Source organism: Pseudoalteromonas sp. Bsw20308 (assembly GCF_000310105.2).
Taxonomy (GTDB): domain Bacteria; phylum Pseudomonadota; class Gammaproteobacteria; order Enterobacterales; family Alteromonadaceae; genus Pseudoalteromonas; species Pseudoalteromonas fuliginea.
Genome location: NZ_CP013138.1, coordinates 3553988 through 3569609 on the forward strand (window position 1 = coordinate 3553988; position 15622 = coordinate 3569609).

Consider the following 15622-nt stretch of genomic DNA (forward strand, 5'->3'; position numbering starts at 1 on the left):
GCACGCATCCAAAAACTGTGAAAATTAATTTCAATTATTTTGTAAGCGGCCGTTTAATAATTAATTTAGTGGGGGAATACGGGCTTATTGAACAACAAAATCCAGTTCAATTTCCCATTTGCCAATACCTTCAAATACATCGCCTAAGGTATTAGCGAGGGCTATTTTGTGATTGCGAGCAGGCACTAAAATATCATGTGCATTATCGGCGCTAATTACGCTGTATTGTTTCTCAGTTTGACCTTTTTTAGTGGCACGGATCACTTGAATCATATCCACTGCAGGGTGGGTTTCTAGCACTTGTGCTATTGATGCTAAATAAATAGTACGCTCAAGCGGTTTATCTAATTTATTCCATGGTGTTAGTGAATCTACTACCATCTCGTTCAGGTCAATAACAGTGCTTTGAATATCGTATAATGGATCAATTTTTACGATCAATTCCAGCTGTACTTCAACATAATTTGGATCATCTATTTCAATTGTTAAGTTTGGTACAGACAACGCATTTACCTGCTCCCTAACTTGTCGCTTAAGATAACGCGGCACCTTGGGCTGCAACACCGTAACATCATAATTAAGCGGTACAACTACAAGCGATAAACCAGATGCATTAACCACAGGACGTACCGAATGCAACTGCGGGAAAGTTTGTAAAACGAAGTGCTCATAATCCCACCCGCTTAATAAGCGCTGTCGATGATGTAATCGTTCACTCACCCGACGGTCAAATTGCACTGTTTTTTCTGCTACTTTGGCATCAAAAGAAGCAAAAGGCTGCAATACTTTATCAACGTTAGGGTTGGGTAATAGCAACTTACTAATAGACTCACTGGGTAATGGTTGATCAAAATGAGAGGCGTCATTACCTTGGCTGGTTAGAGTCACCTTCATACCTTGCGCAAACACCCCTTTGAGTTTGGAGTAAATAGGAAAAGCATTAACGAAGCTACTCGGCACTTCAGTTTGACTATGATCTACCGTGGCGCGTAGCCAAAGCTTACCATCGTGATTAAATGAACCGTCTTGTGTCAGTTCAGGTAAATAAAATACCACTAACCCCGAATCGAGTAGATCATAAGTGCTGTCTCTGAGGATGCGCCCCTCACCCGCTTGACCTTGTGATTCTTCACGCTTGAAACGATGCCAAGTACCTGCGTTAAAGTACTCCCATACAAATAACGGGTTATCACCCATGTTATAACCATCAACGGGGTCAACCTGATAGTACATACGCACTTGCCCTGGCGTATTGACTTGGCTAAGCGCTATATACAAATAACCAAATTTTTCTATTCTGGGCAGTAAAGACAATAGGCTTTGCTTGTTTAATTGCTCAATTGGTCGCCCTACAGGAGTTATATGCTCTAAAAAAATAGGATTACCCACTGTCAGCGCTGATGAAGTAATACTTTCACTCTCATAGTGTAAAGTTAAGCTATCAAGAGTTGGGGTGTAAGGTGCATTCACTAATACAGGGTTATTTGAATTAGCATTCTTATAAGCAAATAGCTCAATCACTTTGGTATAATCTTTGTGGGCAAAATCTTGCTCTGATAACTCTAAGGTATAATACTTAGGCCATTTACTAGCTGTTGGCTCATCAAGGGGTAATAACTGATAGTCACGCAATGCATTATTATCGTTATACACAAAGGTTAGTGTGTTAATAGCGATATTATTTTTTACTTCAGGCAACGCGCCCGAATCTTCATTATAAAACAACTCAAGATGCGTTTGCGCATCACTTCTCGCATCTGAGCGAGAAATATTCACCACAGTGTGTGGCCAAGTTAAGCAGTGGCAATCACTTGAAAACAGTGTTTCCACCAACAATTCAATGCCTTCACAAGGTTGATCAATACCACATGAGGCGCTGCTATCAAAATAGCGTTCATCTAGACTATGCTGTGCACTGTAATAATAACTGTAGGCACGATAATAATTATCAAAATTATCGGGTCTATCTAACCATGCAAACTCGACATTAGCATGAGTGATATTTTTGATAACCAGTTCGGGGTGAGTAAAATGAACTTTAGACGCCAACCTTGGCGTCAGACCAAACGGCTCAAATGGCTTTGAGGTATCTAAATCTATCTCGCCATTATTCGCAACCACGCCACCTAGACCGCTCACTTGTGTAGTTAAACTCATTTGTGAGATTGTGAAACTATTAAAGCGCGTAAATACACTCGAATCATCACTATAGAGCAGATAGTAATAATCATTTTTAAGTACCAAAGCAATAAAAGGCAGGGCTTTATCTTCGCCAATAGGCGTATCTTCTAATGGTGTTATGGCAGGAAACAAACTATTGAATGTTAATTGCAGATGCTGTTCAACAACGCTCAATTGAGCTGCATCGATTTCTTTTATCCCTTCACTGGTGGAAATATAGAAGTCAAACCAAGTTAACCAATTTTGTAACAGTGCTTGTTCTCCAAAACCTAAGCTGACGATACGTTCACCGCCACTTAAAAATAAATCTTGTGAGGCAATTTTAAAGCCAACCTCAACACTTGATGACACTTGTTCAGCTAGCTTTTGCCCAAAAGTAGGCTCGCTTTGCTCAAGTAATATACTCTGCTCATTATCAAGTAATACTTGCTGATTTAAACTGATTCGGTCTGAAGACTTGATTTTATTAACAGTAGCAACATAATCCACTTGCGCTTTGCTAATAGTCACTACTTCATCAGTACTGTAAATAAGAGGGGCTCCCTCTGCATCTTTACCACCATCAAATTGTGTTCCCGCAGGTAAAGTCAGCATATCAACATTATTCAACGACATTACTAAATGCGCACTGTCTGCGCTTTCTGATAACGGCTCAAAGCGCAACACTTCGCCATAAAAATGATCTAAATGCCGCGCTACAAATTGATTAAACTGAGCATTACTGTGTTGTAATAAATCTATAAAGGTGAGTAATAACGCCATATCAGGACGACTGGCTAACTGTTTAATATGTTCATCCGCGTTACCATGTTCAAGTAGCTGCGCAAGACCCGCAAGCTTTTCTGGCTCGGGTAGTAGGTTTTCCCATGTGCCATTAGCTGATAATACACGCTCATCGATATAGTTTACTTGTTTGGCCAGCACAGATAAGTACTTCAACCAAGCGTCTACAGTACGCGGCTCTATGTCAAAAAAAGAACGAGATAACGCTTTAATATGCCGCCCTAGTTGACTTCGTCCCACTTCACTTGGGTTAACTGTATTAAGCGTCGCAACGGTGAGGTTGTTGTTAGACTTCAAAGTCATGATAGTACCTTGATAAGTAATAGATTTAATTAAAATGCAATAAAATAAAGCGTGCTCACAAAGATGACAGAACGTACTTTGATAGTGGCTAAACTGACTGCTCAGTCAAGTAGAATGGAAACACCATGTTGCTACGGCTGTTGGTTTGCCGTATCACGTAGTTAAGCTGAATTAACAGCACGCCGTCGTACAATTCGCTGCTATCAAATTCGATGGTTTGCAGAGTAATACGAGGTTCATGATTAAGTAACACGGTGGCAATTTCTTGTCTTAGTTGCGATAAACTCTGTTCATTCGCATCAGCAAATGAATAACTCGAAAGACCAGAACCCATATTGGGCGACAAAGGCCGCTCTCCGACTAAGGTATTTAAAGTCAAATGAATCGCTTGTTTAAGTAAGGTTTCACCGCTATCCATACCAGGCCCTGTGGCGGGGTTGCTAAACTGCACGGGAAAGCCCCAGCCAGTTCCTAGAAAAGCTTGATTTAACATTGCTGCTCCTTTTAGCCTTAATTTGAGGTTATTTTACATCCACACCTTTGCCTTCTAGTGTGATGCTATCTGAAGTTTTAAAATTAATAGCTTTTGCCACCTCTAAGGTAGACTTATCTTTGCTTTCAATCATTAATGACTCCCCTGCAACCAAAGACGTCATATCTTTTTGGGTTAGTTTTAAGCCTTCTTTAGCGTCAAAAGTGATGGTGTGATCGGCGCTACTTTGTAGTGTAAGTAGCGGCTCTTTTAAGGTGAATTGCAACGCTAATGCTTGCTCTTTAAAAAACAATCCGCGCTGCTCATTTTTATCATCATATTCAAATGGTGGCTTTGCTTTGGGGTTATGACATGCACCTAAAATCACAGGGTAACGACTATCGCCCCCAATAAATCCAACCATTACTTCTGTATCTATGTCTGGGGGCAGAAACAACCCCTCTTCAGCTCCTGAGAAAGGACTGGCTAACCGTGCCCAAAGTGGTTTTTCACCACTGGCACTGGGTAATAAAACTGGGATACGGTGTAATGCTTGTGCATCGGCTTTAAATGCAGCTACTTTCCCTATCAACATTGGGGTATAACTTGGTTTAGCATAGTCTGACCAAATACTTAGCGTTAAAGGAACACCCAGTATGAATTCACTAAACCAGCCATCACTCGACAAATGGTGATGAATTTCACCCACCACATAATCACCACTATATTCCTTTCCCACTCCAGAGAGTGTCAGTGCATCTAAATGCTTGACTTTAGTAAGCGCTTTTTGCGCAGACATATCTATACGTACATGCCCTTGGTACATATCGAGTAATCGATAATATTGCTCAGCACCGGCTTTAGCCGCCAACTCTAATTTTTCAATAGGTGCTTGTGATAGGCGTAAAGTATCAGGTAAAGCCATCGCCGTATCTGCATCACTGTGAGTTTTAAACTTAGCAGCCGGCATGACTGGATCAGCATTGTCGTAGAGTTTTTGTTCTTTTATATCCCAACTACTGTATTGCAGTTTTTTAAGATGCGAACTCACATCACAGTGCAAAGCGAAATCAACACAGCCATCCATTGCCACGTTAAATTCATGCGCAGTGGGAGTGTGTTTTGCCAAATCAACAACATGATTTTTACCATCGTTAAAAAATGCAAAACCATTGCACAGCACTCGGCGCATAAACACCGCCCATGGCTGTTCATCCACCACTAAAAATTGGTGATGTTCAATTTTACTGGCCGCTATAGTGCCAGGCGTTGCACCGTATGTAGTGAGTAAATCACTGAGAATATCGCCGTCTTTGGCTTTTTCATCATAGAGTTTACTCATGGCACTTTGACACAGCTTAATTGTATCGGCTCGAGCTTCAATATGCATAAATGGTTGCCGTTCAAAGCCTATACCTTGAGCAGTAATAACACCGCTAAATAGCACACTTTGTTCGCCATCACCAAAGCCGGCTTTTAGCTCTATCGCTTTACCCATAGTGAATAGCCCTTCATCAGTTTTAGCAAAGGTTTCTTTGGCCATATCACCGTCGTCAATTACTAAACTCAGATGCGCAATTTGATTAACGCCGTTTTTTACAGTTGCTTCTCGCAAGGCAAATTTATCACTGATTTTGTTGCCCTCTACGGCAATGGTATATCGCAAATCCATACTAACGCTCCAACGGCGGATAAATGATTTGCGTACCCACCTCAGCGCTACGAATAGAAGGTAGACGATTAACCATCGCCACCTGATGTACAAACTGTTGGTTGCCGTATATTTTTGCACTTTGTACAAGCACCGAACTGCCCGCCTTATGTTGAATAACATGAGTTAAGTCGGGAGAACTTTTACCTGATTTAAGTTTCATTTCTTTTTCAGATAAACACTCCACCACGCAACAATGAACTTTGGCTTTTAAACGGCGTCCTTTGTTATCTACCAGTTCAGTTTCTACTTTAGTGGTGCATAACATGCCATCAAATGTCCCACTTGGGCCATGATTAAGTACCATATTCAATGGTTGGACTGTCACATAAGTGGGTTCGTGTGTTTCACTCTGAACTGCGGTGCCATACTTCAACAAAGTTTGGATGTTTTTTTCTGTTTCTATGTTCCCTTGCAACTTTGCTAGTAATTCGGTGGGTAAATCAATAATGGTGTCATCTAGCAAAAAGGTCACCGATAGCTTTGAAGGCGAAGACTTTTGATATTGGCTTGCGCCGCTTTCGGCGCCTATCGTTTGTGATTTTTGAATACTGTTGGAATAGCTGGTTTGCAACGATTTTGCATCATACGCAAGTGTCATCTCAGCCAGCTGGTTACCAGAGCCACGCTCTATTTTACTATAAAAGGTCACTTTACATAGCGGTGACCCAGCCGCATTTGCACCAATACCTATCATTTTTATGGCCTTTTTTGTTTAGTAAATTGCTGAAATTGCTTGTCTATGTAGCGTTTTAAAGATTTTTCGATTTGTTCAACTTGGTTATTAATAGTCCCAGTATTTTCGCCTGTGCTAGTACTTTGTGATTGCGGCCTATCGCCATCAGGTTCACTTTGTCCAGATAAACGAGCTTTAACATGAATCGCATCACATTGAATTTCCATTAGCATCACCTTGTCTTTAATGTGTTAAGTAAAAGGAATTGGCACTGTCACCAAGTTTTGATAGCTAAACGTAATAGACTCAATGAGTACATCGTTACGCGTTGCATCTAGACTGTCCCACTCCCAACTTTCCATAAATGCGCGAGTGACTAGCCATGCTTTTGTGGGTAGGTTGTTATCGCTAAGTAAAGTGATCAAAATATCGTTGCGAACCGCAAACTGATTCCACTGCGGCAAACTAATAAAGTTTGTTAATTCCAAGGTGCTACCAGTGCGCAGTACACCACGTTTCAAAGTTAAGGTGCGCGATTGTTTATTACTGCCTACCGTTGCTCGATTACCGTCATACTCAATGTTGCGATTAATTTTTAGGCCATTGATTTCCTTAAAAAAAATATCTATCGGATTCGGTATGGCCGCTGATGTAATTAGCGCAGCAAAGCGGTATCCCACCATAGGTGTTGTTAGTTCTTGAATCATAGTAATGTCCAAAAAGGGCACTAACGTGCCCAAGACAAGGAGAATAAAATTAGTGGAATTCGATCTTAATATCATCGGCCATCATTTCTAACGACTCCACACTGGCTTCGTTTGAGCCACCATTAATACTTGGCGCTGTAAGCTTTTTAGGAAAAGCATTAATCACCTTCCAAGTAACCAATGGCTGTGAACGGTCTTCGTTAGTGAGTGAAATAGTAATGTCTTTTTTATCAACCAAATTTAAGCTAATTGATGAAATCCAATCATAAAACTGACTCTTTTGACGCACTAAACCTCGTTTAAGTGTGATATTCACATCGGTTGATTGCCCAGGCATGTGCTTTTTGCCGTAACCATCTTTGTAAGTAATGGTTTCAACACCAATGTCTAAGCCCGACACTTCAGAAAACGGAATGCTCTCCTCACCAAAACTAACGACAAATCGATATACCGGGATCGGGTATTCTGCTGCAATGTCTGCTGCTGTAGTAGCCATAAAAAACTCCAAAAAATAATAATTTTAGTGCCCAAGTTACAATAAAACTTAGGTAAATAAGTAAATTAAAAAGGCTGATTGAGAAAACATAAAACGTATAAATATGACCCCCAACCAACCTTGGTCGGGTTCGTTAGCCTTCTAAGCTCTTATGTGAGAAGGTTAATACAATAAACTCAGCAGGGCGTACCGCAGCTAAACCAATTTCTATATTCATTACACCATTATTGATGTCGTCTTCGGTCATGGTTTGGCCAAGGCCTACGTTTACAAAGAAGGCTTGATCTGGGGTCTCACCAAAGAAAGCACCTTGACGCCATAAATTCTCAAGGTAACTTTCAATCATGGTTTTGAGCTTTAACCAAGTGAAAGGCGTGTTTGGCTCAAACACCGCAAACTGTGTGGCTTTTTGAATTGACTCTTCCACTAAGTTAAATAAACGGCGAACCGATACATAGCGCCACTCATTGTCATTACCAGCAAGAGTACGTGCACCCCAAACCAAAGTCCCTTTACCAACAAAGGTACGAATCGCGTTGATTGATTTACCAGAAATGGCATCAACGTTAAGGCTCTCTTGCTCAGTGCTATCAATAGCAAGCGTTGGCGCAAGCACTTGCGATAAAGCTACGTTAGCAGGTGCTTTCCATACTCCGCGTTCTTTGTCGGTTTTAGCGATAATACCCGCAACGGCAGGTGACGGAGGCAATACGAGATAACTTTTTGCTAACGCCGCCTTAGCTTGATTATAAATTTGCGCGTTATAATCTGTATTTGTACTGTCATCATTACCTAGTACAGATAGCATCACATCTTTGTAAGTTATAGGGTCTGCTGTTTCATCTTCTACCACCTTAACAGTCACGTTTGCTTCATCGTAACTGCGTGCGATAGTCGTCTTTAAATATGGGTAGTAAGATGCACCATATTTTAAACCCTGCGTTACTTTGGCGCGCAAACGTTCAGAGTCATGAACAATTGCAGTAGTCCCAGCAGGCGTTTCTTGCATTTGCACATCAACTAATGCAAAACGGTCCATGCGTTTTTCTGCATGTTTAAGCGCCTTATTTTGCACCTCGTAGTGGCCAACTTCGTCTAAACCAATTGCTTCTGGAGATGAAATAAGTGTTACTTCATCCACCTTATTTAAAAGGTCAATGCCAGCGCTATAAGACTCTTTTGACGCAAGTGTACCTGCCATACCAATAGAAACGACATAACACGCCCCACCACCATTAGCAAAAAAGTGACTAACTGCTTGATGAAGAAAGAACTTAGCACCTTCTAGTTTTGCAAGATCATCAGCAACAGCCGCTACATTGGTAATATCATAACCTTTAGAGCTAGGCATTAGCGTAAAGCTCTCTTTGTATGGGCCACCAAAGTTTGCTTCAAACTGCACCATGCTAGTAATACGCACAGGCATGTTTAAAAAGTTGGCAGCATCACCGGCTTCATTAAGTTGAGTGGTATGACCAATAAATGCTGGAATTGCCGTTGCCACCTCTGCGACTGACGGCGGTAGAATTGATTTTTCTCTAACGTAGACGTCAGGGGTTTTATATTGAGACATAGTATTTCCTTTAGTTAATAGAACGCATTCTTAAACGCCGAAATGGCAAGAATTAGGGATTGAGCACCAAGCAAGCCTTTTATCAATGCCTACCCACCAAATAAAATGGATAAACGCCTGGCGGATCCTACTTAGTACTCAAAAGACTTTATGGGTTAACCCACGGCTCCGCCTCATCAGTCACAACTGATGGCAAAATAATTGAAACTTACTTAGAAGAAAATTTGAGTTACCTCACAACCAGCTTCATCTGTCACGTTAAGGCCTGTTAACCTTTTAAGATTACAGCTTGTTCTATCTAGGGACGATTAATCGCGTTGCGAGGTTTATAACCTAGTCGGCTCGGTAACTGATCTTGCGTTACCCTACTGGCTTACATCCATGTAACAATAAATTGAAACCAAGCAACAAAGAGTAAATCGCCCCTAGGGCGAACCCAAAGGGCTACACATGTTTGGTTTTTTATACTGCGTTATCGCCTATTTATAGGGAATAACGCAGCATAGGCGCTGCGTTGCCTACAAACCAAACATACCGCTGTAAATTCAACCTCGAAAGGTAAACAGCCCTAATAACAAGTTTATTTATATTGTGTTCAGAAGACGTTGTTCGATAAGAAATGTGAAAACTAATTGAAATATAATTTTGTAATGCATTATTTTATAGCTAGCGAGAAACACCTTTGAGTTTTTCAACGGTTCGTAAGCCCGCTAACCCCAACATAGCCAAAGTAAGCTCCATCATGACGTCGAGTGGTAATTGTGGAGTACCAATCTCTGGCAACAACCACTGCAATATAGGATTAATAACAAAGGCAAATAAAAAGCCAAGGCCGCACACCCACATTAAAAAAGGCCGGGCACCCGCCACAAATAAACTACGGTGAGATGCTTGCACTTGATTAATTTTTGCTTGAACTAAATTAGGTTGCTGCGCTACACGTTGTTTGAGAATATCTAAATTTAGCGTTTCTTCATCACTAGTAAATAACTCATCTAGTATTGAGCCGATTGCGTTAATAGGCTCTTGTGCTTTGGAAGAAAATAAAACCGATAACAGTCCCATCATTTATTCTCCTGCTTTAAATTAAATATGCTTTTTTACTGATGAAGAGTAATAACACTCCACGAACTAAACAACTGTAAGCTTTGTCTGCCCTGCATCAGTAAACTCAATAGTAATATTGATCATAGGTACGGGATCGGGTACACCTTGTGGACTTTGCGCTGGTTTTGAAATTTGTAGTAGCGCCATTATTTGCGTGTCTTTGGTGACTAGCGCTGTTTTAGACTTACCTTTAACCGTTAAATTTGGCTTACCAGAAATGACTTTACCCATCGCAATACCGCCCTTAAAAGCAGCGTTATCATAGTTTGACTGAAATTTTTGCAACCACTGTTTTACATCATCCTCAGTGAGCACTGCTTTTTTACCTTGTGAGAATTTGTTTTTAGTCGCAGTTGGAATTTTATCACTGGTTTTTACTAGCTGCTGGGCGCCATTAACTGTAATTTTAATCGCAGCACCATCCACACATACAAGCGGCATAACCATCCCTTACTCAAATAAAATAAATTGCATACCTGAACAGACGCATGAAGAGTAAAAATGTGAAATCCAACATTATCACAATAAATGAAAGTACAATCATGTAGGAAGTTTAAGGGGTCACGGAAGTTTAAGGGGTCGAAGTTTAAGGGGTCCGAAGTTTAAGGGGTCAAATCGCTTGCTTCATAATACTGTCAAAAATAGCATCTAATTGTTTTGAAAATTGCTTATCCTCTCTGCGCTTTTTTCTTATTTGATGAGTAATAAAACTCACAGAGCCACTATGACCAAGGTTAAAATACTCTGCAATATTACTTAACTTTTCAGCCAAAACCTCTTGGCAAAAATACATGGCAACTTTACGTCCTTCAAATCCTTTGCTTGGCCCTTTAAGCACACTGGTAATTTTAGATAGCGGGCAAGCATAATAATCAGCAACCGCCATAACCACCTCATTCATTGTGATATTCGGTTTTAGTTGCTGTAAAACCTCAGGTTCGGGGCTATTTATAAGCTGAGTGTTTTTCAACCAACGTTTAAAACCATCACTACCCAAAACCGATGCAATATTACCTTTGTCGTAAAAGTCAGTGAGTTCATCACTGCTACCTCGTAATACATAAGCTTTGTACTGCTTAAACTTGTGACGATGACCCAGTATTTGATAAGTAAAGTCGCGCGTAAGCCATTCTGGTGGTTTTACTTTCCCGATATAAGCTGGGTAGCTCGACCAAGAATAGTGCGCTAAGTCATCCACCAGCGGCATAGTCATATCAATAGGATTACGATGGATATAGCGGCTTAATTGCAGCAGATACTCATCTTTTTCGACCAATATCGCCTTATACCTCCCACGAAATAATGGCCCATCGGTATGCTTCAACTTATTATATCGCTGAGTATAAACCCCATTAATATGGCGCATAACACGGCCTAAATTCGCTTTGGGTGTTTCAATCAACAAATGATAGTGGTTCGTCATAAGGCAATACGCATGAATAACGCAATCAAAGCGCGCTTGTGCCTCACCCAATGTGGTTAAAAAGGCTTGAAAGTATAATTCGTCGTGAAAGGTATTTTGCCGTCCGCGCCCACGGTTCATAACATGATAAAAAGCATGTTCGTACTCAATTCGTTGTGGCCTTGGCATTGTGAACTACTTGTTTTAATAATACTCCTTTGAAGGTAGTCGACTTATGTCATGAAGCAAGTGATTTGACCCCTTTTTTCTTTTTTTGAAGGTAGTCGACTTATGTCATGAAGCAAGTGATTTGACCCCTTTTTTTATTGACCCCTTTTTTTTACGTACTCAATTCGTTGTGGCCTTGGCATTGATTGTGAACTACCTGTTTTAATAATACTCCTTTGAAGGTAGTCGACTTATGTCGTGAAGCAAGTGATTTGACCCCTTTTTTCTTTTTAATAATACTCCTTTGAAGGTAGTCGACTTATGTCGTGAAGCAAGTGATTTGACCCCTTTTTTCTTTTATGTCGTGAAGCAAGTGATTTGACCCCTTTTTTCTTTGACCCCTTTTTTCTTAATGATTTTTAGGTTTTGTTATGGGCTTTTATGAATCAAAGGGTAAAAAATACTGGAAGAAAAAAATTAATCATCTTAATTTTCTTTGTGGTTCAAATTTCATTCATGTATACCCATATACTATTGTAATCTCCACCTGAATTTCTTTTGTCTTCCACTCTTGTTACAACAAACCTTGCATAAGGAGGAAATAATACTTCCCGTTCTTGATCTTGTTTTGATAGCAGTTGTATGTCTTTACCTGTTAGAATATTGTCTATTACAATAGTAATATTTGATCCTGGAGAAAATGAATCTTCATAAGATTTTGCTGTACTCAGAAATTTCTGAAAATTTACAAGGTCGCCAATTCGGTACTTATTTATGCCTCCACCTTCTCCACGGTAAACTCGTCCTTGGTTATATACTGGTAAATTTTGTAGCCCTGAAACTCCTGCTTCCAAATCTTCAATGTTATCATCTAAATTATCAGTGCCAACATCAGCGAGGCGTGATCGAGGGTTACTAGTTAAAGCATTCCAATCATCTGAAGCATTACCTGTATATTCACGAAGAGCTAATATCTGTTCATACTCTAGATTGTTAGTAATATCATGATAATTAATGTGTTTTCCTCGATCCTGATCACCATAATCTTCATTGAGTTCTCTTGCTATCCAGTATGCATCATCCAATTCGTCATTGGTAAAACCTAGTCCATTTCCTGGAGTATTAATTTGATTTCCACTTAAGAGTCTGGATACATCATCTAAATATTTAGTCTCATCATTAACGTTTGTTCCATCTTGCTCAAAAATACTTGCGAATAAGAGATCCGTATTATCTCCACCAATTGCATTTCGAACTGTTAAATAGGTGCCACTTCCATTTCTGACATCATCCATGTCAGCATAATTTTGTATACGATCATCGTTAATAAAATCCCACAAATTTTGTAGCGCAACCGAATCGGTAATCCCTTCTACTATTGCTCGTGGAGCTCTAACTGCATTAACAATTCTATCAATCTCGTTGTCTGTACGGGTGGCATTAAAATTACCTTCAACAGCAGTTATTTTATTTCTTATGCTAAGATTTGATCTAGGAAATATATTATTAAGTTCTACTCCCAACCCTTGTACTCGTTGGTTATCATCATTTCTAAATAACACATGAGAAAGGCTATCTTTGAATTCATTCTGCATTAACAAATTAGGACTATCTTGACCTACTTGGCCTTGAGTCATGGGAGCATGTTCATCATAGACTGCAGGTCCATTTTGAGGAACAGGTGTTCCATGTCTGGAAGCAGCAAATACTATTTCCCAATAACTATGATCACCAACTGGTAACATCCATCCAAGAGATGCAGCCCTCATTCCTAACATATGCGCTCCAGAATCACCATACATATAACGCCCCATCTTCATAATAAGATCTGTTGAGCTTGATGCAGTAGCTTTAATTAATACTTTTGCGTGATCCATTTGCTCAGTAAATCTTGCATCTGGAACAAGGTCAAAAACTTTTTTACCAGGTTCCCAACCTAAGACACTCCCCCCAAATCGTTGCATTAAAAAATTTCGTTGAAAATTTTCTCCAGCATTCCAAAAGATTGCTGCTTGTGCAATATTATTATTGGGAGCATTATTAGTGGCTGCCAATTCATCTGCCAGTTGTTGATTTCGTGTTGCTGGATCGCGACTTAAATATTGATGAATAAGTTCTCTAACAGAAAGAGGAGCCCCTTTAATTTCAAGGCCCCTAGCACTATCCTCTGTCTGTTTATCTACATCAGGCCGTTCAACCCTTGAGTCAACCGCATCTTGGGTTTGTCCGCCAGGATTGTCGGGCATAATTACTCGAGTTCCATGAATGGGTTGAAAGGTGTTGTAATCAATTTCTACCATCATTCGATTTCCATGAATATCTGTTCCATTAGGTCGATAGCGTGGAGGAAGATCTCTAGTTTGATTTTCCTCCACTCCACGCGTATCTGTTATTGCGTTATCGGCACGAGGTATAAAATCACGATCTTGAGCTGCTACTGCATTGTTTATATTAAAATGGACTGCCGTAGAGTTGAGATGATTATACATCCCTTGTGCTGTTACTTGTCCCACATTATGAATCAGTTGATTTTGAACTTGGGTATTGGTTAGAACTCCATGAACGATTCGCCCAAAACGTCCATCCATTACACTGTTGTACATTAATGTTAACTGTTCTCTCAAATTTCCACCTCCGAGTGCCCCTCTTATTTGGTTAGCATCTTGGTTTATTGACCCTGCAGGCTCTCTATCGCCACTACCTAAATAATCTTCCAAATATCGATTTTGTTTCTCCTGATCGCTTTCTCCATGATTGTTCATTCTAGTACTCGCATAGGCACTGAGTATGGTAGAGAAATTATCTGCAGTATTTCTTGCTGCGGTGGTAGCGTCATTATGAATGAATGAGGCAGCACCTACAGCATCTTCAAATTCAGGAGCATATTGATAATATATACCATCAGCAACTGCATCTACTTGCGCCTCTTGTGTATTACTCAATTGATTATAGTCTAAGCGCTGTATTACTTTATTTTGAATTACAGAGTTCGAGGTCTTTTTTTGAAACGTTGATTCAGCATCGCTCTGTTTTTGAGAAACAACATTTGAAACTGATTGACTCTTATTCTCTTTAGATTTCTCTACTTGTGCATACATATCTTAAACCTTTAAATTTTTTCAGTGGTTGTTATGGGCTTTTCTTATTGCCTATAACAATCCCAGATACACCACACAGTGGTGGATGTGGCGTTTATTCTGACTATCTCATTATCATTTCTGGACTTTTAACACCTATTTTGGCTGTTAAAAGTCCACTTTTTTAAACTTCATCTACTTCCCATTAGCGGTAGCTCTTTAATACCCGCATGGGCTGTTAAAGCGCCACTCTTTTGGTCATCTATTCACAACCCGTCAATCTCATCCAGCGGTGAACTTATCCCCTCAAAACCTTTCGTGGTTATGTGCGTATAAATCTCGGTCGTTTTAGAGCTAGAATGCCCTAGCAATGCTTGGATATATCTCATATAGGATAAGGGGTCATATAGGATAAGGGGTCATATAGGATAAGGGGTCAAGTCACTTGCTTCATAACACTTAACTTAAAACAATAGGATAAGGGGTCAAGTCACTTGCTTCATAACACTTAACTTAAAACAAAGCTTGTCAATTCGACATGACGCTCTAACTTAGTCACATACTCTCTGCTCTTGCCCCTATCACATCGGCTTCATGTTCTAATTTTGGATCATCATTCACCGCTTGCCCTGCAAACTGGGTAGTGGCTTGTACGCGACCTTGCATTTGCTGGCCAATGTGAGCAAGCTCATGCCCTAAATGGCGGTCTTGCCCCGGGCTGATATGTACTTCGCTGCCTTGGGCATAGGCGTGGGCATTAAGTTGCGCGGGCTTGGATGAGTTGGTATGCACAGCAACGTGGCTTAAATCGACGCCCATCATGCTGCCTACGTTGTCTTTTAAACGCGTTTCTCGGCTTATTGCTTGGCGTTGTACGGGGAGCATGTCGTGTTCTTGCTGCTTTTGATTAAGTGACTGGTACATAAAAATTCCAAGGTATAATAATAGGTTAAATGAAGCTGCCGT

Annotated in this window: 13 protein-coding genes; all 13 read right to left on the bottom strand. The window is 40.3% G+C overall.

Going from position 1 to position 15622, the window contains the following annotated elements; all coding sequences use genetic code 11:
- Positions 1–84 precede the first annotated feature (84 nt).
- The 13 genes from D172_RS15620 to D172_RS15680 all read right to left on the bottom strand — a co-directional run bounded on the left by D172_RS15620 (position 85) and on the right by D172_RS15680 (position 15580).
- The gene (locus D172_RS15620) at positions 85–3267 is read right to left on the bottom strand and encodes a hypothetical protein (RefSeq protein WP_007377693.1); all 3183 of its coding nucleotides are present in this window, start codon (positions 3265–3267) and stop codon (positions 85–87) included.
- Between the two features lie 88 nt (positions 3268–3355).
- Positions 3356–3718 carry a GPW/gp25 family protein gene (locus D172_RS15625; RefSeq protein ID WP_237113683.1) on the bottom strand — a complete coding sequence of 121 codons (363 nt, stop codon included), beginning with the start codon at positions 3716–3718 and terminating at the stop codon, positions 3356–3358.
- Positions 3719–3788: 70 nt separating this feature from the next.
- Positions 3789–5411, bottom strand: a complete 1623-nt coding sequence (locus D172_RS15630; RefSeq protein ID WP_007377695.1) for a phage baseplate assembly protein V — start codon at positions 5409–5411, stop codon at positions 3789–3791.
- Between the two features lies 1 nt (position 5412).
- Positions 5413–6147 (bottom strand): hypothetical protein, encoded by a 735-nt coding sequence (locus tag D172_RS15635; RefSeq protein ID WP_007377696.1) that lies wholly within the window; start codon positions 6145–6147, stop codon positions 5413–5415.
- A 2-nt stretch (positions 6148–6149) separates the two neighbouring features.
- A complete protein-coding gene (locus D172_RS15640) occupies positions 6150–6353 on the bottom strand; it encodes a hypothetical protein (protein WP_007377697.1) in 204 nt (67 codons plus the stop codon).
- 24 nt (positions 6354–6377) lie between these two features.
- Positions 6378–6833: a phage tail protein gene (locus tag D172_RS15645; RefSeq protein WP_007377698.1), complete on the bottom strand. Its 456-nt coding sequence runs from the start codon at positions 6831–6833 to the stop codon at positions 6378–6380.
- Positions 6834–6882: 49 nt separating this feature from the next.
- On the bottom strand, positions 6883–7329 hold the full coding sequence (locus D172_RS15650; protein ID WP_007377699.1) for a phage tail protein: 447 nt from the start codon (positions 7327–7329) through the stop codon (positions 6883–6885).
- A 133-nt stretch (positions 7330–7462) separates the two neighbouring features.
- Complete coding sequence (locus tag D172_RS15655) at positions 7463–8902, bottom strand: phage tail sheath family protein (RefSeq protein WP_007377700.1); 1440 nt, start codon at positions 8900–8902, stop codon at positions 7463–7465.
- A gap of 666 nt (positions 8903–9568) precedes the next feature.
- Positions 9569–9970: a 3TM-type holin gene (locus tag D172_RS15660; protein WP_007377701.1), complete on the bottom strand. Its 402-nt coding sequence runs from the start codon at positions 9968–9970 to the stop codon at positions 9569–9571.
- Positions 9971–10033: 63 nt separating this feature from the next.
- Complete coding sequence (locus D172_RS15665; protein ID WP_007377702.1) at positions 10034–10450, bottom strand: hypothetical protein; 417 nt, start codon at positions 10448–10450, stop codon at positions 10034–10036.
- A gap of 169 nt (positions 10451–10619) precedes the next feature.
- Entirely contained in the window at positions 10620–11600 is a 981-nt protein-coding gene (locus tag D172_RS15670; protein WP_033023753.1) for a transposase, read from the bottom strand.
- 482 nt (positions 11601–12082) lie between these two features.
- Positions 12083–14677 (bottom strand): ADP-ribosyltransferase domain-containing protein, encoded by a 2595-nt coding sequence (locus tag D172_RS15675; RefSeq protein WP_007377704.1) that lies wholly within the window; start codon positions 14675–14677, stop codon positions 12083–12085.
- Between the two features lie 534 nt (positions 14678–15211).
- Positions 15212–15580 (bottom strand): DUF4157 domain-containing protein, encoded by a 369-nt coding sequence (locus tag D172_RS15680; protein WP_007377705.1) that lies wholly within the window; start codon positions 15578–15580, stop codon positions 15212–15214.
- Between the last annotated feature and the right edge of the window lie 42 nt (positions 15581–15622).